Raw genomic sequence first — 21,120 nt, forward strand, 5'->3', positions numbered from 1 at the left:
CTCGCGCACCGCGCGCGTCAGCGGCCCGTCGACCCAGACGGTGTCGCCGCCCTTCAACAGGTAACGGCCGGTGAGATCCGCGGCGGCAAGGTCGTCATGGCAAGAAACGGTCGAAAGCGGCAGGCCGAGTCTTGCCGCCATATGGCTGACAAAGCGCGTCTTGCCGCAGCCGGTCGGGCCTTTCAGCAAGAGTGGCAATTGCCTGACCCAGGCGGTTTCAAACAGCGCGCATTCGTTGCCGAGCGGACTGTAGTGCGGATTATCGGCGGTCGGGCGGGATGCGTTCGGCAGGACGAAATTCATTTTGGTCTCCGTGACAAACAGTCGAAGCAAGCGGAAGGACCGACCCCGACGCGGCCGTCGGGGTCGGTCGGGCGATCATTCGGCGGGCTGGATCGAAGGGCTAAGCCGCGCGCTGCGCTCCCGGCCTGGAACCAGCACGGCCCAGATGAACATCAGCGCCGAGACGAGGACGACCGCACCGGAGCCGAGGCGGACCCAGTAAAACAGCGCCAGCTGGTCCTGCACGTCCATGTAGCTTTCACCGAGCACGCGCTGCAGATGGACCTGCAGGACGCCTGCGAAGGTGAGCGCGAAGGTCATTACCGACATGGCGGTGCACATGGCCCAGAAGCTGACGATCGAAAGCCACTGGTTGTAGGGCTGGCGGCCGCGGATTTCCGGGATCGCATAGGCCATGACGGCAAGGTTCAGCATCACATAGGCGCCGAAGAAGGCGAGGTGGCCGTGGGCCGCGGTGACCTGCGTGCCGTGGGTGTAGTAGTTCACCGATGACAGCGTGTGCAGGAAGCCCCAGACACCGGCACCGAAGAAAGCCATGACCGAGCAGCCGATCGACCAGAGAAGGGCCGCGCGGTTCGGGTGCTTGCGCCCGGCCTTCCAGGTCATCACGAAGGTGAAGATCACCATGGTGAAGAAGGGCGCGACTTCGAGCGTCGAGAAGAGCGAGCCGATCCACTGCCAGTATCCCGGAGCGCCGATCCAGTAGTAGTGGTGACCGGTGCCGAGGATACCGGAGAAGAGCGCCAGGCCGACGATGACGTAGAGCCACTTTTCGACGACCTCACGGTCGATGCCGTTGAGCTTGATCATCAGGAAGGCGAGCACCGAGGCCATGATCAACTCCCAGACACCCTCCACCCAGAGGTGGACGACGTACCACCAGTACATCTTATCGAGCGCCAGGTTCATCGGATTGTAGAAGGCGAACAGGAAGAAGATCGCCACACCCCACAGACCGAAGATCAGGATGTTGGTCACCGTCGTCTTGCGGCCTTTAAGAACGGTAAGCGTGATGTTGTAGAGGAACATCAGCGCCACCACCACGATGCCGACCTTGATCGCGAAAGGCTGCTCGAGAAACTCGCGGCCCTCATGAATGTGGAGAAGGTATCCGACCACCGCGACGGCCGCGGCGATCAGGAAAATCCAGAACTGGGCCACGGCGATCCTGGTGCTGTAAAGCTCCGTTTCCGCTTCCTCGGGCAGAAGATAATAGGTAGCGCCCATGAAGCCCATCAGCAGCCAGACGATCAGCGCATTGGTGTGCACCATGCGCACGATGTTGAACGGCAGGAGTTCGGAGAGCGTGTTGGGCAGGACGTAGATGGTGCCGGCGAGAACACCGAACAGCACCTGGGCGAGAAACAGGCCGAGTGCGCCATAAAAATAGAGCATCGCGACCTTCTGGGTCTGGTATTTCATGGTTCTTTACTCCAATCGCAACGCTTAGCCGGCTTCGTTCGGTGGCCAGTTCTGGGTCTTGATGCGGCTCGTCCACTCCAGGAAGTCGGCGAGATCGTTGAGCTCCTGTTCGGTGAGATTGAATTGCGGCATCTGCCGGCGCCCTTCGACGCCAGAGGGTTGCGCCGCCATCCACGCCTTCAGCGTTTCGCGCGCGCCGTCCGGATCCTTGTCGCCGCCCCAGCGCTTCCAGACATTGCCGAGCTCGGGCGCGAAATAGGCGCCCTCGCCGAGAAGCGTGTGGCAGTTGATACAGGAGTTCTTTTCCCAGACGTGCTTGCCGCGGCCGACGGAGTCCGTCAGCGTCGTCTCGTCCGTCGAGGTCGTCTTCATGTGATAGTGACTGTGGGCCGTCAGCCCGACGAATATTGCAAAGAAGAAGAAGGACCCGCCGTAGAAGACGTTTCGGGCCCCGGTCTTGGTGAGGCGTTCTGCCATCACGTGGTCCTTTCGATTTCAGATGGCCGCGAATGCGTGGCCGGCTTGATCTGATCCCCTCCCCGTTTGACGCCGCCTGCAGCAACGCCGACGAATGTCCGGGGCACGATCCATGTCTATGGATTTCCCGCGTGCGTTCTTTGCGTTTCGGCAAACAAGGAAAGCGGTTTCAAACGGATGGCATGCCGGTGGCGAAGAGCTTCGCCGCTGCCAGCAGCGCAAGGATCAGCGGCCAGACCAAAAGCCCGCGCCGCATGGCGGCTGGACCGGAGCTCAGACCCATGAAATCCAGAATGATCAGCCTGGCTTTGATGAACGCCAAGAGGAGGGCGGCGAAAACGACGATAGAGGCGCGGCCTTGAAAGGCGACCGCCGACATGCCCGCAAGGACGATGGCAACAAGCACGATCCAGGTTCGGCCGAGCTGGTTTCGAGTGCGGTCCGTCATGACGTCATACCAGATAGATGATCGGGAACATCACGATCCAGATGAGATCGATGACATGCCAGAGGGTTGTTATCAGGGTTACGTTGCCGGGTGTCTGGCGCCACGCGACGAGAAGCAGGATCAGGCCGCCGAACACCACATGCATGAGGTGGAAACCGGTGATCAGGAAATAGAGCTCGAAGAAGGCACCGAACCGGGCAATGTCGCCGCTTGCGAGTTCGCCGCTGTATTCCGTGAGTTTGACCGCGACGAAGACGAAGCCGAGCAAGGCCGCCATGACGAGGGCACGCCGGCGCTCCCCCGGCAGAGCGGAACTGCGCGCGGCAAGCGCCGCCTGCCAGCCACTCGTCAAAAGCACCAGCGTATTGATGCCCGCGAGCAAGGGGTTGAGTTCGTTTCGCCCGGCGGCAAATGCGTCGGCCTGCAGGAAGCCGTTAATGAGAAAGGCCGCAAGCAGGATGCCGAAGGCCGCAAGCTCGCTCCACACCAGAACCCAGAGCAGAAGCTCATCCGTGGGTGCTTCTTCTTTCGCCTCGATTTCAGTCGTCGCCCGTGCATCCATGCCTCATCTCCCTTGATCGGAAACGATCGGCACTTAGGCGAGCCGGCAAGGCGATGTCTTTGACATTGCGCAAGGAAGCCGGGCCAAAAACCCGATATCGGCGGGAGGCAACCAGAGCGGGATGAGGAAAAGTGCGCGGTTTTCCGCCCGCATCCCGCGTCTCAACTTGTTAGAATCGATCACGTTTATGATTTTGGGTCGATTCGACCCAAAATCATCGTGTTCCAGGAGTTCTTCGATGACAGACGCACAGATCGGCCTTTCGGTCGCAACCCCCATCATCATCGTTTTCGCCCTTGTCCTCCACCGCATGGGCGTGTTGCAGCGCGCTGGCACGGTCTCGGCTGTTCTATTTTCGATCGCGATCGCCGTGGTGCTCTTTCTCGACCGCTAACGGTTTTCCGTCCGGAGTTGCGTCGTCTCAATCCGGACTTGCGATATGTCAAAGATGCGGGCCGATTCGCCGGCTAGACGATTGCGCTAAGTTAAACAGACCGGAGTCCGGCTAATGGCTGGAAAAGAAACGATGCAACGAAGCAGCATGCTGGAGAACGGCTATGACGCGCTGTTGGAATTGTGTGATCGGCTGGAGGCAATCGCCGACGCCTTGCCCAACGCAATCGATGTAACGCGCTACGAGCAGATCGCGGATACGCTTGTGCCGACGCTTGGCAGCCTGCACGAGCTGGAGGAACAAGTCCTCTTTTCTCAACTTCTCGCGCGAACGGATGGCCGAGACGTGACGGCGCTGATCGAACGTCTTCGCGAAGAGCATCAGCACGACGCGAGAGCTGCGGCCGATGTCGCACAGGTCTTCCGCGAGCTCCTTCACGGTCGCTGCCGGCTTAGCTGGGACGCGATCGGCTATATGCTGCGCGCGCTCTTCGAGAGCCTCCGCCGCCACGTCGCGACCGAGCGCCTGCTGCTTTCCGAGAGCCGTCGGGGTGCCTGCCATGCGTGAATTTTTGCTGGCCTTCGCGGTCTTTCTTGCGCTGCACATGGTGCCCGCCATGCCGAAACTTCGCGAGCGGCTCATTCAACGGCTGGGCCGAAAGAATTATTTCGCCGGCTATTCGCTGCTGTCGATCGTAGCGCTCGTCTGGGTCTTCCACGCAGCGCTGACATTGGATTTCATACCGCTCTGGGACCCGGCGCCGTGGCAGGCCTGGGTCACGTTCGTGTTCGCACCCCTCGGCATTTTCCTCGTTCTTGCGGGCCTCTTCAGCGAGAACCCGCTTTCGATTTCGATCTTTCAGGGTACCGGCGGAACGGGCGCCATCGTCAGCATCACCCGCCATCCGGTGCTTTGGGGGTTCCTCCTCTGGGCGGCTGGACACGTCGTTCCGAACGGCGATCTTCGCTCGCTCGTGCTCTTCGGCGGCTTCGCGCTTTTTGCAGCGGGCGGCTTCCTGATGGTCGAGCGGCGCGCGCGCCGCCGCATTGGCGATGAATGGCCGAAGGTTGCCGCCGGCACATCGATCTTGCCCTTCGCCGCCATTCTCGGCGGCCGCGCCCGCTTCCGCCTGGATCCGGTCCTGGTGCTCTCCGCCTTTGCCACGGGCGCAATCACGCTGTGGCTGCTTGCCGGCGGCCACTACGCAATCTTCGGCGCCGATCCGCTGCTGCAAGCCTTCCTGTTGCTTTGAACCCGCCGCCGGGACGTTTTTCCTGACCCGGCTTTACCCCTGCCAGGCTTCTGCCATCGGCGCGATCGGCAGCGCCAAGAGATCGATGGCGCGCGCGGCGAGATGGTCGACGATCGCCTCGACGCTTGCCGGACGATGGTAAAATCCCGGCACCGGCGGCATGACGATCGCGCCCATTTCGGTAACGGCACACATGTTGCGCAGATGCCCAAGGTGGAGCGGCGTTTCGCGCGTCATCAAGACGAGCCGCCGGCGCTCCTTCAGATGCACATCGGCGGCTCTAACCAGCAGGTTGTCGGCAAGTCCATTGGCGATCGCCGCGAGCGTGCGCATCGAACAGGGCGAAACGATCATGCCGGCCGTTGGGAAGGATCCGCTGGCGATCGCCGCGCCGATGTCGTCGTGCTCGTAGATGCGGTCGGCCTTTTCGAACAAGCGCAACAGTGCGTCCGGTCCAACTTCGTGGCTCAATGTCCTGTGCGCCGCCGGCGACATGACCAGATGCATCTCGACTTCGTCGATCCACGCAAGCCGGTTGGCGATGCGCAGCGGGATCGCGGCTCCGGAAGCGCCGGTTACACCAACGACTATCCTCAACCTTCCCGTCATCGGCGGTCTCCCAGACCCAGCTCGGCCCACATCCGATCGACATCGGCCATCACCTCTGGCGACATGTCGAGCACCCTCCCCCATTCGCGGTCGGTCTCCGCGCCGATCTTTGTCGTCGCGTCGAGACCGAGCTTGCCGCCGAGACCGGATCGCGGCGAAGCGAAGTCAAGGTAGTCAATCGGCGTGTCGGAGACGATCGTGACGTCGCGGCTTGCGTCGAAGCGCGTGGAGAGCGCCCAGACGACATCCGGCCAGCTGCGCACATTGATATCCGGGTCGACGACGATGATGAGCTTCACGTAGCTGAACTGCGGCAGCATCGACCAGAGCCCCATCATCAACCGCTTCGCCTGCCCCGGATAACGCTTGTCGATCGCCACGACCATTGCCCGGTAGGAACAGGCCTCCGGCGGCAGCCACAGGTCGACGATCTCCGGATACTGCTTCTTCACCAGCGGCACGAACAGAACGTTCATCGCTTCGCCGAGACGCGACGGCTCGTCGGGCGGCCGGCCGGTATAGGTGGAGAGATAAATCGGATTTCGACGCATCGTGATCGCCGAAAGAGTCATGACCGGGAAGCGATCGACGGAATTGTAGTAACCGGTATGGTCGCCGTAAGGCCCCTCGTCGGCCGTCTCGGCTGCGGACACGGTGCCTTCGAGCACGATCTCCGCGTTCGCCGGTACCGGCAACGGCACCGTACGGCCTGTTGCAACCGGTGTTCGACGCCGGCGAATGAGCCCTGAAAAATTGAGTTCGCTCAGCCCGTCCGGCAATGGCATCACCGACGCGAGGATAGTGGCCGGATCCGCTCCGATCGCGACCGCGACCGGCATGTCCCGGCCCTGTCTCTGCCAGAGGCGATGATGCCGCGCGCCACCGCGGTGGGCGAGCCAGCGAACGATCGCCCGGTCTCTACCCAGAACCTGCATGCGATAGATGCCGACGTTGATGTCGGTCGGATCGTCAGGCGCCATGGTGATGACCAGCGGCCAGGTGATGAGCGGTGCCGGCTCGCCCGGCCAGCACCACTGGATCGGCAGGCTCCCGAGATCGATCTCCGGACCGCTCCAGACGATCTCCTGGCACGGCGCCCGGCTATGATGCTTCGGCCGCATCGAAAGTGCGGACCGCAGCATCGGCAGTTTCTCCCAGGCGTCACGCAGCGATGCCGGCGCGCGGGGATCACGCAGCTCCGCGAGTTCCTCGGCAAAGAAAGGCAATCCGCCCGGCTCCAGGCCGAAGCCGCGCTCGATCCGCGCTTGCGCGCCGAACAGGTTGGCGAGCAGGGGAATCTCGTGCACGCGCCCGGAAGCATCGACCGGCTTTTCGAACAACAAGGCTGGCCCGCCCGACGCAAGCACGCGCCTGTGGATCTCGGTCACTTCATGGACGAGCGAAACGGGCCGCGAAATCCGCTTCAACTCGCCGTCGCGTTCAAGCGCCGAAGCAAAATCCTGTAGCGAGGCGAAGTGCGATGCGGTGCGGAAGGCTTTGTTCATGCCCGCTTCTTTGTGCTCGTGATTTCCGCCTGTCTTTGATGTGGGACAAACACAAGGAACGGCTGCCGGCTAAACATTGGGAGAACATTCACACTGCACAGGCCCCATATGACCGTTTCCTCCGCGATGGCCGTTCCGCTCCGGCTCATCCCCATTCCCGCCATCGAGCGAGCGACAAGGCTCGTTTTTTCTCACGTCATGGCGCGCCATCCGGGCCTGTTCGACCGGTTGGGGGATTACGCCGACAAACGATATGGCTTCATCCCGTCCGACCTGCCGGTCGGCTTCCTGGTCGAGCCTGCGAAAGCCCGCATATCCGTGCACCGCAAGCCCGATCTGCCATCCACCGACACTGCGGTCACAGGCGGCTTCGTCCTCCTGCTCGGGCTGCTCGAAGGTCGCCTCGATGGTGATGCGGTCTTCTTCTCGCGCGACCTGACGGTCATCGGCGACATGGAAGCCATGCTGGCGCTGCGCAATGCGCTCGACGACTGCAACATCGACCTGCCCTCAGACATCGGCAGCCTGGCGGGGCCTTTCGCACCGCTGGTGCGGCGCGCCGCCTCGGAAATTCGTAGTCGCGTCCTGGCTCGGGAGGCCGGCCAATGGAACTGATCTGCCCCGCCGGAACGCCGGCCGCCTTCCGCGAGGCCGTCGATGCCGGAGCCGATGCCGTCTATTGCGGTTTTCGCGACGAGACCAATGCCCGCAATTTCCCGGGACTGAACTTTTCCCGCGACGAGCTCAAGGCGGCGATCGCCTATGCCCGTCAGCACGGAGCGATGACCTTCGTCGCCATCAACACCTTCATGCGCGCCGGTCGCGAAAAGCTTTGGCACGAGGCGGTGGACGATGCCGTGCGCCTCGGCGCCGACGCCGTCATCCTCGCTGATTTCGGCTTGATGGCCTATACCGCCGAACGCTACCCCGAGCAGCGCTTGCACGTGTCGGTCCAGGCCTCCGCCGCCAATGCGGACGCCGTCAATTTCCTGGTCGAGACGTTTCGCGCAAAACGCGTCGTGCTGCCGCGCATTCTCACCATCCCCGACATCGCCCGCCTAGCAAAACAGATCCGATGCGAGATCGAGGTCTTCGTCTTCGGCGGGCTCTGCGTGATGGCGGAGGGGCGTTGTTCGCTCTCCTCCTATGCCACCGGCAAGTCGCCGAACATGAATGGGGTCTGTTCTCCGGCGAGCCACGTGCGTTACCGCGAGGATGGCCGCGAACTCGTCTCGGAACTCGGCGACTACACGATCAATCGCTTTCCCGCCGGCGAGGCAGCCGGCTATCCGACACTCTGCAAGGGGCGCTTCAACGTTGCCGACGAGCGCGGATACGCTTTCGAAGACCCCGTTTCGCTTGATGTCATGGACCACGTCGACCTGTTGCGCGAGGCTGGCGTCAGCGCGTTGAAGATCGAAGGACGCCAGCGCGGCAAGGCCTATGTCGCGGAGGTCGTCTCGGTGATGCGCCGCGCTCTCGCCGCGAATGCCGCCGAGCGGCCCGCCCTCATCTCGCGGCTACGACTCTTGAGCGAAGGTCAGCGGACGACATCCGGCGCCTATGAAAAGCGTTGGAGGTAGATCATGACTGGCGCAACGCTTCCAAGCCTTAGCCTCGGCCCGGTCCTCTACCTTTGGGACGGACCCAAATGGCGCGATTTCTATTTCCGTATCGCCGACGAAGCGCCGGTCGCGCATGTCGTCATCGGCGAGACGGTCTGCTCGAAACGGTTGCATTTCATCGAACCGCATGTCGTCGAAGTGGTCGAGCGGCTGGAGCGCGCCGGCAAGAGCGTCGGCCTCGCCTCGCTGGCGCTCGTCACGCTCGAACGCGAGGCCCAAGTCGTGCGCGCGCTGGTGCGCGACAGCACGCATCCGGTCGAGGCCAACGACCTGTCGGCGCTCGGGCTGCTCGCCGGCAAACCGCATTCGGTCGGCCCGCTGATCAACGTCTATAACGGCGCCACCGCGCGGCTGCTCGCCTCGCGCGGTGCGACGAGCATCTGCCTGCCGCCCGAACTGCCCATGGCGTCCGTCCGCGATATCGTTCGCGATGCTCCCGGCGTGTCGTTCGAGATATTCGCGTTCGGGCGTGTACCGCTGGCGATCTCGGCCCGCTGCGCGCACGCCCGGTCCAAGGGGCTGGTCAAGGACAATTGTCAGTTCATCTGCGGCGACGACCCGGATGGATTGGTGGTCAAAACACTCGACCGTCAGCCTTTTCTCGCCCTGAACGGTGTACAGACCGTGTCGCACACGTGCCAGGCACTGATCCAGGAACTGCCGGAATTGGCCGCGGCCGGCATTTCGCGGATCCGCCTTTCGCCCCAGGACTGCGACATGGTCGCTGTCGCTCAGGTCTTCGATGACGCGATCGCCGGCAGGTCTCTCCCCGCCGATGCCATCGTCCGTCTTCAAGATGCCTATACCGGCGCACGGTTTTCGAACGGCTTCCATTACGGCCAGCAAGGCGCCACCTGGATCGCGGACCACGCGTCAACTTAGAGCAGGATGAGGTAAAGTGTGTGTGGTTTTCGACCGGCACTAACCTATTTGGAGTCGTTCCATGGCACATGAGTTCGATGTTCTCGCGAATGAGACCGCGGAAGACGAAAATCTCGCAACCGTCATCAGCCAGATCCGCCGGCTGATCGATGGCGCTTCGCTCGAATGCGGCTGCCGCGCTCGCGTCGACGACTTGCTGCTTCGCTTTGAAAGTCTGACGGCCAGGCAACGCGAAAAGCGGATGCTCGACCAGGCCCGGCGCCAACGGCGACGCATCGCGGCGATCATGGAACTTCTTCACGAACTCGACGAGATCGGTTATGACGACGCCGACCGAAGCGTTCTGATGGAAGCGCGGCTGCTTTTCGAGGACATTGCCGAAGCCGCGCGCCAGGGGGCGCGGCTGCTCGATGTCGCCTCCGCCTTGCCGAGTTCGAAGGCGGGTGTGCGATGATGAGGCACGGACCTTCGGGATCGAGCCTGCTGCATGTGTCCTTAAATCGTAACCGATTTAAGGACACATGCAGCAAATCAAAGTGCTACGGCGTCCTTTGCGCTTCTGATGAGACGCGCGGCGCTGCAGTTGCGCGCGATCTGGAGACGGCGAATGAATCTTCCGTTTCGTATTCTTTGCCTGTGCCTTGGTTGGCTGATGGTCGCATTCGCCGTCGCCGGCGTGTTCCTGCCGGTGCTGCCCACCACACCTTTCCTGCTTTTGGCGGCGGGCCTGTTCGCCCGCGCGTCTCCTCGGCTTGAACGCTGGCTCGTCGAGCATCCCGTCTTCGGTCCCTCGCTGCGCCTGTGGCGAGAAAAGGGCGCGATCGCGATGAGGGCGAAGTTCAGCGCCGTCGCTTTGATGGCCGCGAGCTACGGTCTCTTCTGTCTGTTCAGCAGGCCGAATGCCGCGCTTGCGGCCCTCGTCGCGGCCGTGATGGTGCTCCCGGTCGCCTTCATCCTCACGCGCCCTAGCAATTGACTGTCGATACAAGGCGTCAGAAGTTGCTGGCGTGGAGCTCCCTCATCGCCTTCCTGAGTTCGTCGATCGGGGTCAAGCTGCTGGTGCTTTGGCCTTCCAGTTCCGGCGGCATCTTCCAGCCCGGATCGATGCCTTCCATGTTCGGCAGCTCGTGCGCGATGCCCTTGTGGCAATCGATGCAGGTCGCCCGGCCGGGAAGCAGATAGCGCGTATGGATCGCCGCCGCGCGTTGCGTCTGCTTCTGCAGATCCATGGCGATTGACGAATGGCAGTTGCGGCATTCGAGACTGTCGTTCGCCTTCAGCCGCGCCCATTCATGCTGGGCGAGTTCCAGCCGGTGCTCGAGGAATTTCGGACGGGTGTTGATCGTTCCGAAGATCTTGCCCCAGACCTCCTTCGACGCCTGCATCTTGCGGGCGATCTTGTCCGTCCAGTCATGCGGGACGTGGCAGTCCGGACAGGTGGCCCTGACCCCGGAGCGGTTGGAGAAGTGGATCGTCCGCGACATCTCCTGATAGACGTTGTCGCGCATCTCGTGGCAGGAGGTGCAGAAGGTTTCGGTGTTGGTAAGCTCAAGCGCGGTGTTGAAGGCCCCCCAGAACATCACACCGCCGACGAAGCCGCCGAGTGTCAGAAAGCCGAGGCTCAGTGTTCCTGCCGGCGTGCTGACGAGGTGCCACGCCCAGAGGACGAGTTTCCGGATCCATCCCATGGCGTCACTCGCTTCCCGCCGGCTTGACGCCCAGCTCGCTCATGTCCTTGAAAGTGTTATCGACGAGCGGCCTAACGTCGGCCTGGGGCACGTGGCAGGCGGTGCAGAAATAGCGCCGCGGCGACACGTCCGCGAGCATCTGCCCGTCCCGCGTCAGATAATGGGTGACGCTGATCATCGGAGCCCCGGAATCCTGGGTGAATTCACGCTTGTGGCAAGAAAGGCAGCGATTGGTGTTGACCGACAGCTGATAGCCTTCGATCGAGTGCGGGATCACCGGCGGCTGATCGGGATAGGCCCGCATCTTGCGGACGTCGTCGACCACCCATTTCGGTATCGGTTCGGCTCCCGGTTCGTCCATCGATTGCGGCGGCCCGGAAAGTTCCGGCACCATCTGGGCGATGGCCGCGGTGCTCACGAACAGCACCGCAAGCAGCGCTCCGAGCATCCATGCTGGGCTTCTCATCATGCGGCAGAGACGATCTTGACTGCGCATTTCTTGAAATCCGTCTGTTTGGAGATGGGATCGGTAGCGTCCAGCGTTACCTTGTTGATGAGCTTGCTGGCGTCGAACCACGGAACGAAGATTACGCCGGGAGGCATGCGGTTGCGGCCGCGTGTCTCGACGCGGGCACGGATTTCGCCGCGCCGGGAAACGATCCTGACCTCGCCACCCTGATTGAGGCCGCGCTTGCGGGCATCGTCCGCGTTCACGAAACAAACCGCGCCGGGGAAGGCCCGATAGAGCTCCGGCACCCGCATCGTCATCGATCCGGAATGCCAGTGTTCGAGCACGCGACCGGTAACCAGCCAGATATCGTATTCGTCATCGGGTTCTTCGGCCGGAGGCTCGTAGGGAACGGCAAGGATCACCGCCCTGCCGTCCGGGCGGCCGTAGAACTTCACGCCCTCGCCGGGCTTCACATAGGGGTCATAGCCTTCCCGGTAGCGCCAAAGCGTCTCCTTCCCGTCGACGACGGGCCAGCGCAGGCCGCGCTCCTCGTGGTAGCGGTCATAAGGGGCGAGGTCATGCCCATGCCCCCGCCCGAAAGTGGCATATTCCTCGAAAAGGCCCTTCTGGATATAGAAGCCGAAGGCCTCCGCCTCGTTGTTGGCATAGTCGCCGTTGACCTCGCTCAAGGGGAAGCGATCCACCGCGCCATTCTTGAACAGGACGTCGTGCAGCGTCTTGCCGCGATAGGACGGATTGGCATCAAGGATTTCCGCCGACCAGACCTCGTCAGTCGTGAAGCGCTTGGAGAATTCGACCATCTGCCACAGGTCCGAGCGCGCCTCGGCCGGCGCCTGGACGAGTTGGTGCCAGACATGGGTGCGGCGTTCGGCGTTGCCATAGGCGCCTTCCTTCTCCACCCACATGGCGGCCGGCAGGATGAGGTCCGCGCTCATGGCGGTAATCGTCGGATAGACATCGGAAACGACGATGAAGTTGTCGGGGTTGCGGTAGCCCTGGTAGGTCTCGTTGCTAGTGTTGGGCGCCGCCTGGACGTTGTTGTTGACCTGCACCCAATAGAAATTGAGCTTGCCGTCCTTCAGCATGCGGTCCTGCTCGACGGCATGATAGCCCGGTTTTTCCGGGATGATCCCGTGCGGTATCCGCCAGATCTCTTCGGCATGCTCGCGATGTTCCGGATTGGTGACGGTCATGTCGGCCGGCAGGCGATGGGCAAAGGTGCCGACCTCGCGCGCGGTGCCGCAGGCGGATGGTTGCCCGGTCAGCGAGAACGGGCTGTTGCCCGGCTCCGAAATCTTCCCCGTCAAGAGATGGAGGTTGTAGACCATCTGGTTGACCCAGACGCCGCGCACATGCTGGTTGAACCCCATGGTCCAGAGCGACATTACCTTGCGCTTGGGGTCGGCATAGAGTTCGGCCAGTTGTTCCAGGAAGGCTGCGTCGACGCCGGTGAGCTCGGCGGTCTTGTCGAGCGTGTATTCCGAAACGAATGTCTTGAACTCTTCGAAATTGCTCGGCGTCATCTTGGCGGCGTCCTTGGCATTCACCGCCTTGACCTCCAGGGGATTATCCGGCCTCAAGCCGTAGCCGATATCGGTCGCGCCAACCATGAAGGTCGTGTGCTTCTCGACAAACTCCTGGTTGACGCGCCCGGTCTGGATGATGTGGTTGGCGATGTAGTTCAGGATCGCGAGGTCGGTGCCCGGCTTGAAGACGATCGGGATGTCGGCGAGGTCCATGCTGCGGTGGGTGAAGGTCGAGAGCACCGCGACCCGCACATGCGGATGGCCCAACCGCCTGTCTGCGAGCCGGGTCCAGAGTATCGGATGCATCTCCGCCATGTTGGAGCCCCAGAGCACGAAGGCGTCGGCGTGCTCGAAATCGTCGTAGCACCCCATCGGCTCGTCCATGCCGAAGGTGCGCATGAAGGCGTAGGCGGCCGATGCCATGCAATGGCGGGCATTGGGATCGAGGTTGTTGGAGCGGAAGCCGGCGCGCATCAGCTTCGTCGCCGCATAGCCCTCGAAGATCGTCCACTGCCCGGAGCCGAACATGCCGACAGCCGTCGGGCCCTTCTCCTTCAGGACCCTCTTCGCCTGCTCCGCCATCACATCGAAGGCTTCGTCCCAGCTCACCGGCTCGAACTCGCCATCCTTGGCGTAGGCGCCGTTTCGCTTGCGCATGAGCGGCGTTTTCAACCGGTCGGCGCCGTACATGATCTTCGACAGGAAATAGCCCTTGATGCAGTTGAGGCCGCGATTGACCTCCGCCTGCATGTCGCCATGGGTGGCGACCACCTGCCCTTCCTTCACGCCCACCATCACGCCGCAACCGGTGCCGCAGAAGCGGCATGGCGCCTTCGACCACTTGATCTCCAGCGCGCTTACGCCACCGGGTACGGGTTGCGCGGCGGCGGGAAGCGCAATGCCCGCCGTTGCCGCCGCTATGCCAGCCGCGTGGGCCTTGAGGATGTCACGCCGCGTCAGTTCGTCGGTCATTGCCGATCGTCTCCTCTTTCTCGACATGCTCGAACACCATGTTGGCGGCGACCACGCCTTCGAGCGTGGAAATCCGCGACAGGCACTCGCCGAGCACGCCCGTACTCGTTCCTTCGATGACCACCACGATCTTGCCGCCCTGGTGGCCGTAAACCTCGACATTGTTCATTCGGGAAAGCGCCGCGAGGACCTGCTCCTCCATCGCCGGAACGGCGACGACGACGGCGCTCGAGACATGATATTCGGCTGGTTTTTCGCTCGATTTTTCAGGCATGGGCGCCCTCCCGATTCCGTGCGGCGACCTGGACGGCGCCGACCGGACAGATGCCGACGCAGGCGCCGCAGCCGCTGCAGGCATTTTCGTTCACGATCGGCAGGAAAGGCCCGCCGGTGCGAGGCTGAAAGCGGATCGCCTCTTCCGGACAACTGTCGCGGCAGGACTGGCAGGCGACGTTGTTCTTCGCCAGGCAATGATCGGCGGTCGCCGCCACATGCGCAAAGCGCGTCACGTCCGCCGATTGAAAGACCGGCTCCGGACAGGCGCTCCGGCAATCACCGCAGAAGGTGCACTCGCCGACGGAAAAATCGAGCGACGGCCGGTTTGCGGCAAGGTCGATGATATTCGTGGGACATGCGTCTACGCAGCGGCCGCAGCCGGTGCAGGCGGCGAGGCTCTCGAGCGTCACGCCCGGCGGACAGATCCGTTCGGGCTCAGATGCGCCGCGTCCGAACAGGAGGTTTCGTCTGGAGATCGTCGTAACCGCCATGGCGCACCTCAATGCGGCGCCGGTGGCGGACCCGGCGGTCCGAAGACGATCTGAAACATCCAGACGATGAAGCCATAGCCGCCGACGACGGCGACGGCGAGCAGCGGCCAGATGCCGAAGGCCAGCACCAGAAAGGTCAGAAGTTCACGCCGCCGGGACTGCGGCCTTGGCGTTGTCATCTGCTGCGGAGATAGCTCTGACACATTACATCTCCCCGTTGATCCGACCCATGCGCATAGTAACGATCCCAGACGGGAAAGAAAGAAGAATAAACTAAACTCTTCTTCTCAGGTATAAAAATAACATCTGTCAATTCAACGGGATATTTACCCGAGCAATTAGACGACCTCTCCTATCCAAGAAAGAACCTGCAGTATTTTATGCTTTCCTAAAGCACTAAATACTGCAACGCTTGCGGGCGAAGGTTGCGCCCTTCGGCGGCATAGGATCAGGGCGCAAGACCGGTGCGGCTTTCGGCGGCACCGGCCTTGCCGGACGGCGTCTCTATTGCGCCAGCGCCGCGAATGCCGCGTCCAGGCGCTGCTGCGCCTTCTTCGGGTTCTTCGCCCCTCTCGCCGCGTCGAGGTTGGCCGGGTTGTCGCCGACCTGCACGACGCCGACCATGCCCATGCCGTAGTGCGGCGTGCACTTCACGCCATAGACGCCCGGAGTGGTGAACGTGACCTTATAGTTTTCGTTGACCTTGCTCTTCAGCGCTTCGGCGCCGTCCGGCAGCATGCCCTTGATCGTCTCGACATTGTGGCCCTTGTCGGTCGGAACGAAGGTCACGGTATCGCCGGCGGCGACCTTCAGCGAAGCCGGTTCGAAGACCATCACGCCGTCCTTGCCCTTGTTGAGCATGTGCACTTCGAAATCTGCCGCAAGCGCGGGCGTGGTGACCAGCATTGCCAGCGCGGCGAGGCCAAGGCTCTTCTTCATCATAGTCAGCATTTCATCTTCTCCGTTGAACCGCCAAGCCCTTGCCTGGGGTTGTCTCCCCGGAAATAGGCCGACGCCGGCCTGCCGACTTTGACGCGCGTCAAACAACGCGAAAGATGATGGTCGACCGCCTCTCCGCTCATGCATGCGAACTTCGACCCGTGATCGCCACGTCATCGCGCCGGCTTTCCGACCCTCGCCGCCGAAGATCGTTGACAGGTTACGTCTATCGGATTAAGACTGACGAAATTCGAAAATCGTCACTCGTAATTCGTGAGATGAAATGAGCGAACTCGCAGATACCGGCGTCGATGCAGCCAGACAGGAAAACGTGACGCGGATCCTCGATTCCGCCGAGCGGCTGTTCCGCCATTACGGCTACAGCAAGACCAACGTGGCCGACATCGCCCGCGACCTCGAAATGTCGCCGGCGAATATCTACCGCTTCTTTGCCTCCAAGACCGAGATCCACCAGGCGATCTGCGGCCGCATGCTCGCCGCCAGCTACCAACAGGCCTACGAGATTTCACACCTTCCCTTGAGCGCCTCCGAGCGGTTGCGCCGCTACGTGCACAGCCAGCACAAGATGACCGTCGAAACCATGCTCGACGAGCAGAAGGTCCACGAGATGGTGGTCGTCGCGATCGAGCGGGATTGGCACGTCATCGAGAAACATATCGACCGCCTGCACGAACTCGTAGCGGACATCATCCGTGACGGGATCGCGTCTGGCGAATTCGCCGATCAGGACGCGGATGCCGCCGCCCGGTGTTTCGGCGCCAGCACCGTTACGCTCTGTCATCCGCAAATGGTGGCCCAGTGTCTCGCAAAGCAAAATCGCGCGACACCCGACGAACTGATCGAATACGTGATCAGGGCGCTGAAGAAATAATAGAGCCGCGTGGCGGCAGACAGGATCAGGAGTGCCAGCGATGTTTTCACCCAAGGCCTTCGGAATAAGCATCCCGGTCGCTGCCAAGTTCGCGGCCGCGCTTACCATCGCCGCCGCCCTCTCGGCCTGCTCCGAAGAGAAGGTCGAGACCACGGAGGTTATCCGGCCGGTCAAGGTCGTCGAGGTTGCCGGCGGCGGCAGTGTGCGTGAACTCGACTATTCCGGCTCGGTGAAGGCACGCACAGAGATGAACCTCGGCTTTCGCGTCAACGGCAAGATCACCGAAAGGCTCGTCAATATCGGCGACCGGGTGAAGCCGGGCGATCTGCTTGCCCGCGTCGATCCGACCGATTACCAGCTTGCCGTAAAGAGCGCCGAGGCAACCCTGGCCGCCGCCGAAAAGCAGGTGGAAACGACGGCGCTCACCAAGATGCGGGCGGAGCAGCTCTTCACCAAGGAGTTCTCGTCCAGGGCCCAGCTCGATCAGGCGGCGCTTCTCTACGACCAGGCGGTCTCCACTCGGGACGCTGCCGCCTCGTCGCTCGACCAGGCGAAGAACCAGGTTACCTACACGGATCTGAAATCCGACCAGAACGGTATCGTCACCGCGATCAATGCCGATATCGGCCAGGTCGTCGGCACCGGCACGCCGGTCGTGACCGTCGCCGTGGATGGCGAGAAGGAAGTGCAGATCGCCGTGCCCGAGATGGATATCTCCGAGTTCAAGCCGGGCAAGACCGTCAAGGCGCGCTTCTGGTCGGATGACGCGCTCGTGCTCGACGGCAAGGTGCGCGAGGTCTCCGGCAGCGCAGACCAGCAGTCGCGGACTTTTTCCGTGCGCGTCAGCCTGCCGACCGACCCGCGCGTGCTGCTCGGCATGACAGCGACGATCGAGGCGGTCGCCAATGCGCAGCCGTCGGTTTCCATCCCCTTGAGCGCGCTTGCCGAAAAGGACGGCCGCAAGGTCGTCTGGGTCGTCGATCGTGACAGCTCGACGGTGCATGCGCGCGACGTCAAGCTCGCCGAATTCACCGGCGATGGCGTTCGCGTCGCCGAAGGGCTTGAGCAGGGCGATCTCGTCGTTGCCGCCGGCACGCAATTCATGACGGAAGACCTGAAGGTGAAGCTGCCAGATGCCGAACAGCAGGCAGCTCTCACCGAAACCGGCGAAGTCCTTCGCTAACTCCCATTGATCGACAGAACGGAACGACGCCATGGATGCCTCCACTGAGGACAGGAAACCGTTCAACCTCTCGCGCTGGGCGATCGGCCACCCGAGCATCGCGCGATTCCTCTTCGCGCTGATCATCATCACCGGCGCGCTCGGCCTCGTACGCATGGGCCAGCGCGAAGATCCGGAATTCACCTTCCGCGTCATGGTTATCCAGGCCGTCTGGCCGGGTGCATCGATCGAGGAGATGCAGGACCAGGTCGTCAACAAGATCGAGCGCAAGCTGCAGGAAACGCCGCATCTCGATTTCGTGCGCTCCTACACGCGCGCCGGCAGCGCCATCATCACGCTGCAGGTCGAAGGCGACACCAATGCCGAAGAGGTCGCCGACGCCTTCTACCAGGTACGCAAGAAGGTCGGCGACATCGACAACGAGCTGCCGGAGGGCCTGCTCGGTCCCTATTTCAACGACGAGTTCGGCGATACCTTCATCACGCTCCATTCGATCAGCGGCGACGGCTACAGCTATCCTGAGCTGAAGAAGTTCGCGATCCAGGGCCGCGACATGCTCTTGACGACGCCCGGCGTCGAAAAGGTGTCGATCATCGGCGACCAGCCGGAAAAGATCTATATCGACGTTTCCTCCAAGGCGCTCGCGGAACGTGGGCTGACGCTCAACGAACTGCGCGGTGCGATCGTCGGTCAGAACAATGTCGATCTCGCCGGCTCCGTCGATACCGGCACGCGCTCCGTCCGCATTTCCGTCGAAGGGGGAGTCGACCGGGCGGAGGATATCCGCGCGTTGAGGCTGCGTGCGGGGGATCAGGTCATCCGGCTCGGCGATATCGCCAGCGTCACCTCGGGGCTGGAAGACCCCTTCCAGCGCAAATACCGCTTCAACGGCCACGACAGCGTCCAGATCGGCGTGGTCATGGCGAAAGGCTTCAACGTCACGGACGTCGGCAAGGCGGTGGAAGCGACCTATGACCGCTTCGAATCCTCGCTTCCCTACGGCGTGTCGGTCGACCAGATCGCCAACCAGCCGGAGGTCGTGACCGACGCGATCAGCGAGTTCATGCATGCGCTCGGAGAGGCGTTGATCATTGTTCTCGTCGTCTCCTTCCTGTCGATCGGCTGGCGCTCGGGCCTGGTGATCGCGATCGCCATCCCGCTGGTGCTCGCCGCCACCTTCGCGATCATGTACGAACTCGGCATCGACCTGCAGCGCATCTCGCTTGGTGCGCTGATCATCGCGCTCGGCCTGCTCGTCGACGACGCGATGATCGTCGTCGAGATGATGGAGCGCAAGCTCGAGGAAGGCCTCGTGAAGATCGAGGCGGCGAGCTTCGCCTATTCCTCGACCGCCTTCCCAATGCTGACCGGCACACTGATCACGACCGCCGGCTTCATCCCCGTCGGTTTCGCGGAATCGACTGCGGGCGAATATGTGCGCTCGCTCTTTTATGTTGTCGGCATTGCGTTGGTTGTCTCCTGGTTCGTAGCCGTCTATTTCACACCCTGGCTCGGCTACATGATCCTGAAGCAGCGCCATCATGCGGGCAGCCACCACGACGTCTTCGACACGCGCTTCTATCGCCGCCTGCGGGCGACCGTCGGCTGGGCCGTGCGCCATTACGGCATCGTCCTCGTCCTGACACTGGCGACGTTCGTCGGCAGCCTCTGGGCATTCCAGTTCATTCCGAAGAACTTCTTCCCGCAGTCCTCGCGGCCGGAAATCCTCGTCGATCTGTGGCTGCCGGAAGGAACCAGCATCAAGGAGGTCGAGAAGCAGGCCAAGGCGCTCGAAACGCAGATGATGGACGACGAGGACAAGCGCTTCATCGCTACCTATATCGGGGAAGGCGCGCCGCGCTTCTTCCTGCCGCTCGACCAGCAGCTCCGCAACCCGAACTTCGCCCAGCTCCTGGTCATGGCGAAGGACGAGCCGGCCCGCGAGCGGCTGATCGTCAAGCTGCGCACGATCATTGCCGAAGACTTCCCGTCGATCCGCGCCAAGGTCGATCGGCTCTTCCTGGGGCCACCGACCGGCTGGCCCGTGCAACTGCGCGTGATGGGCCCGGACCGCGCCGAAGTGCGCCGCATCGCCGATGAGGTAAAGGCGAAGTTCAACGAAAACCCGCTGCTCGGCGCCGTTCACGACGACTGGCTGGAGCCGGTGCCGGCGATGAAGCTGGTGATCGACCAGGACCGCGCCCGGGCGCTGGGCGTCACCTCGCAGCGCATCCGCCAGATGCTGCAGGCGTCGATGTCCGGCGTGCCGCTCGACAATTTCCGCGATGGTGAGGAAACGGTCTCGATCGTCGCACGCGAACCGGACGGCAATCGCCAACTGCTTTCGGCCGTCAACTCGGTCTATGTGCCGACCGACTTCGGCGGCTTCGTGCCCGTGTCGCAGGTCGCCAAGGTCGTGCCTGTCATAGAACAGGGCATCGAATGGCGTCGCGACCGCCTCCCGACAATCACGGTCCGAGCGACGCTCCCCGACGGCGTGCAGTCGAACGACGTGACGATGAAGCTCTACGAAGAGCTTCAGGGCCTCAGAGACGGCCTCGCGCCCGGCTACAAGGTCGAGATCCAGGGCGGTGCCGAAGACAGCGCTGAAAGCCAGGCCTCGATCGCCGCCAAGGCGCCGATCATGCTGCTGGTCATCGTCATCCTCCTGATGGCGCAGCTCCAGCACTTCGGCAAGTCGATGCTGGTGCTCGCGACCGGTCCGCTCGGCATCATCGGTGCTGCCGCCGCGCTGCTCATCAGCGGCGCACCCTTCGGCTTCGTCGCCATTCTCGGCGTCATCGCGCTGCTCGGCATCATCATCCGCAACTCGATCATCCTCGTCGATCAGATCGATCAGGACATCGCGGCCGGCATGGAGCGTTCGGAAGCCATCATCGGCGCGGCAGTCCGCCGCTTCCGGCCGATCATGCTTACGGCACTGACAGCGGTGCTGGCGCTGATCCCGATCTCGCGCGGCGTGTTCTGGGGCCCGCTCGCCTATGCCATGATGGGCGGCATCCTGGTCGCGACCGTCTTGACGATCCTGGTGCTGCCAGCCGGCTACGCGCTGTTCTTCGGCAAGGAGCCGAAGGCGCGGAAAGTGGAGCCGGAAGCCGCCGACGAGCGTACCGAAGACGATGATGTCGAAGAGCGCTATCCCGCGCCGATCGCGGCAGAGTAAGCTCCGCCGCGACCATTC

The 21,120-nt window shown here is 62.6% G+C and carries 25 protein-coding genes; 11 read left to right on the top strand and 14 right to left on the bottom strand.

What is annotated here, in order from left to right:
* From QN224_RS09255 to QN224_RS09275, 5 genes are all read right to left on the bottom strand, one after another.
* Window positions 1–303 (bottom strand): MoxR family ATPase (locus QN224_RS09255; RefSeq protein ID WP_283976416.1); only part of this gene is annotated, 303 nt, incomplete at its 3' end.
* A 75-nt stretch (window positions 304–378) separates the two neighbouring features.
* The gene (locus tag QN224_RS09260) at window positions 379–1,725 is read right to left on the bottom strand and encodes a nitric-oxide reductase large subunit (protein ID WP_283976417.1); all 1,347 of its coding nucleotides are present in this window, start codon (window positions 1,723–1,725) and stop codon (window positions 379–381) included.
* A gap of 24 nt (window positions 1,726–1,749) precedes the next feature.
* A complete protein-coding gene (locus QN224_RS09265; protein ID WP_283976418.1) occupies window positions 1,750–2,202 on the bottom strand; it encodes a cytochrome c in 453 nt (150 codons plus the stop codon).
* Between the two features lie 169 nt (window positions 2,203–2,371).
* Window positions 2,372–2,650: a cytochrome C oxidase subunit IV family protein gene (locus QN224_RS09270; RefSeq protein ID WP_283976419.1), complete on the bottom strand. Its 279-nt coding sequence runs from the start codon at window positions 2,648–2,650 to the stop codon at window positions 2,372–2,374.
* Window positions 2,651–2,654: 4 nt separating this feature from the next.
* Window positions 2,655–3,212 (bottom strand): cytochrome c oxidase subunit 3, encoded by a 558-nt coding sequence (locus QN224_RS09275; RefSeq protein ID WP_283976420.1) that lies wholly within the window; start codon window positions 3,210–3,212, stop codon window positions 2,655–2,657.
* Window positions 3,213–3,450: 238 nt separating this feature from the next.
* Between QN224_RS09275 and QN224_RS09280 the strand changes: the two genes are divergently transcribed.
* The 3 genes from QN224_RS09280 to QN224_RS09290 all read left to right on the top strand — a co-directional run bounded on the left by QN224_RS09280 (window position 3,451) and on the right by QN224_RS09290 (window position 4,858).
* On the top strand, window positions 3,451–3,606 hold the full coding sequence (locus tag QN224_RS09280) for a hypothetical protein (RefSeq protein ID WP_153439984.1): 156 nt from the start codon (window positions 3,451–3,453) through the stop codon (window positions 3,604–3,606).
* Between the two features lie 132 nt (window positions 3,607–3,738).
* Complete coding sequence (locus QN224_RS09285; protein WP_283976421.1) at window positions 3,739–4,173, top strand: hemerythrin domain-containing protein; 435 nt, start codon at window positions 3,739–3,741, stop codon at window positions 4,171–4,173.
* Complete coding sequence (locus QN224_RS09290) at window positions 4,166–4,858, top strand: NnrU family protein (protein ID WP_283976422.1); 693 nt, start codon at window positions 4,166–4,168, stop codon at window positions 4,856–4,858. The genes QN224_RS09285 and QN224_RS09290 overlap by 8 nt, the downstream gene beginning before the upstream one ends.
* A gap of 33 nt (window positions 4,859–4,891) precedes the next feature.
* On the opposite strand, the gene QN224_RS09295 is transcribed toward QN224_RS09290, so the two are convergent.
* Together QN224_RS09295 and QN224_RS09300 are read right to left on the bottom strand one after the other, a co-directional pair.
* A complete protein-coding gene (locus tag QN224_RS09295; RefSeq protein WP_283976423.1) occupies window positions 4,892–5,467 on the bottom strand; it encodes a UbiX family flavin prenyltransferase in 576 nt (191 codons plus the stop codon).
* A complete protein-coding gene (locus tag QN224_RS09300; protein WP_283976424.1) occupies window positions 5,464–6,972 on the bottom strand; it encodes a UbiD family decarboxylase in 1,509 nt (502 codons plus the stop codon). Before QN224_RS09300 ends, QN224_RS09295 begins: the two co-directional genes overlap by 4 nt.
* A 126-nt stretch (window positions 6,973–7,098) precedes the next feature.
* Here QN224_RS09300 and QN224_RS09305 point away from each other — a divergent pair, with 126 nt between their 5' ends.
* From QN224_RS09305 to QN224_RS09325, 5 genes are all read left to right on the top strand, one after another.
* On the top strand, window positions 7,099–7,587 hold the full coding sequence (locus tag QN224_RS09305) for an SCP2 domain-containing protein (RefSeq protein WP_283976910.1): 489 nt from the start codon (window positions 7,099–7,101) through the stop codon (window positions 7,585–7,587).
* Window positions 7,578–8,555 (top strand): peptidase U32 family protein, encoded by a 978-nt coding sequence (locus QN224_RS09310; RefSeq protein WP_269286324.1) that lies wholly within the window; start codon window positions 7,578–7,580, stop codon window positions 8,553–8,555. The genes QN224_RS09305 and QN224_RS09310 overlap by 10 nt, the downstream gene beginning before the upstream one ends.
* The gene (locus tag QN224_RS09315; RefSeq protein WP_283976911.1) at window positions 8,556–9,479 is read left to right on the top strand and encodes a U32 family peptidase; all 924 of its coding nucleotides are present in this window, start codon (window positions 8,556–8,558) and stop codon (window positions 9,477–9,479) included.
* Window positions 9,480–9,540: 61 nt separating this feature from the next.
* Complete coding sequence (locus QN224_RS09320) at window positions 9,541–9,933, top strand: hypothetical protein (RefSeq protein WP_283976425.1); 393 nt, start codon at window positions 9,541–9,543, stop codon at window positions 9,931–9,933.
* Between the two features lie 153 nt (window positions 9,934–10,086).
* Window positions 10,087–10,455 (top strand): YbaN family protein, encoded by a 369-nt coding sequence (locus tag QN224_RS09325; protein WP_283976426.1) that lies wholly within the window; start codon window positions 10,087–10,089, stop codon window positions 10,453–10,455.
* A 16-nt stretch (window positions 10,456–10,471) separates the two neighbouring features.
* On the opposite strand, the gene QN224_RS09330 is transcribed toward QN224_RS09325, so the two are convergent.
* The 7 genes from QN224_RS09330 to QN224_RS09360 all read right to left on the bottom strand — a co-directional run bounded on the left by QN224_RS09330 (window position 10,472) and on the right by QN224_RS09360 (window position 15,852).
* The gene (locus QN224_RS09330; RefSeq protein ID WP_269286320.1) at window positions 10,472–11,167 is read right to left on the bottom strand and encodes a NapC/NirT family cytochrome c; all 696 of its coding nucleotides are present in this window, start codon (window positions 11,165–11,167) and stop codon (window positions 10,472–10,474) included.
* A gap of 4 nt (window positions 11,168–11,171) precedes the next feature.
* Entirely contained in the window at window positions 11,172–11,663 is a 492-nt protein-coding gene (locus QN224_RS09335; RefSeq protein WP_173511910.1) for a nitrate reductase cytochrome c-type subunit, read from the bottom strand.
* Window positions 11,633–14,137 carry a periplasmic nitrate reductase subunit alpha gene (gene napA, locus QN224_RS09340; protein WP_283976427.1) on the bottom strand — a complete coding sequence of 835 codons (2,505 nt, stop codon included), beginning with the start codon at window positions 14,135–14,137 and terminating at the stop codon, window positions 11,633–11,635. Before napA ends, QN224_RS09335 begins: the two co-directional genes overlap by 31 nt.
* Window positions 14,112–14,411 carry a chaperone NapD gene (locus QN224_RS09345; RefSeq protein ID WP_283976428.1) on the bottom strand — a complete coding sequence of 100 codons (300 nt, stop codon included), beginning with the start codon at window positions 14,409–14,411 and terminating at the stop codon, window positions 14,112–14,114. The genes napA and QN224_RS09345 overlap by 26 nt, the downstream gene beginning before the upstream one ends.
* Complete coding sequence (locus QN224_RS09350) at window positions 14,404–14,904, bottom strand: ferredoxin-type protein NapF (RefSeq protein ID WP_283976429.1); 501 nt, start codon at window positions 14,902–14,904, stop codon at window positions 14,404–14,406. Before QN224_RS09350 ends, QN224_RS09345 begins: the two co-directional genes overlap by 8 nt.
* Before the next feature lie 8 nt (window positions 14,905–14,912).
* Complete coding sequence (gene napE / locus QN224_RS09355; protein WP_173512487.1) at window positions 14,913–15,083, bottom strand: periplasmic nitrate reductase, NapE protein; 171 nt, start codon at window positions 15,081–15,083, stop codon at window positions 14,913–14,915.
* Between the two features lie 325 nt (window positions 15,084–15,408).
* Window positions 15,409–15,852 (bottom strand): pseudoazurin, encoded by a 444-nt coding sequence (locus QN224_RS09360; RefSeq protein WP_283976912.1) that lies wholly within the window; start codon window positions 15,850–15,852, stop codon window positions 15,409–15,411.
* A gap of 274 nt (window positions 15,853–16,126) precedes the next feature.
* On the opposite strand from QN224_RS09360, the gene QN224_RS09365 reads away from it, so the two are divergent.
* The 3 genes from QN224_RS09365 to QN224_RS09375 are packed head-to-tail and all read left to right on the top strand — an operon-like array spanning window position 16,127 to window position 21,102.
* Entirely contained in the window at window positions 16,127–16,735 is a 609-nt protein-coding gene (locus QN224_RS09365) for a TetR family transcriptional regulator (protein WP_283976430.1), read from the top strand.
* 40 nt (window positions 16,736–16,775) lie between these two features.
* Complete coding sequence (locus QN224_RS09370) at window positions 16,776–17,918, top strand: efflux RND transporter periplasmic adaptor subunit (protein ID WP_283976431.1); 1,143 nt, start codon at window positions 16,776–16,778, stop codon at window positions 17,916–17,918.
* 31 nt (window positions 17,919–17,949) lie between these two features.
* Complete coding sequence (locus tag QN224_RS09375) at window positions 17,950–21,102, top strand: efflux RND transporter permease subunit (RefSeq protein ID WP_283976432.1); 3,153 nt, start codon at window positions 17,950–17,952, stop codon at window positions 21,100–21,102.
* Window positions 21,103–21,120: the final 18 nt, after the last annotated feature.

Origin of the sequence: Sinorhizobium sp. 7-81 (assembly GCF_030124405.1) — a bacterium.
Lineage (GTDB): Bacteria > Pseudomonadota > Alphaproteobacteria > Rhizobiales > Rhizobiaceae > Sinorhizobium > Sinorhizobium psoraleae.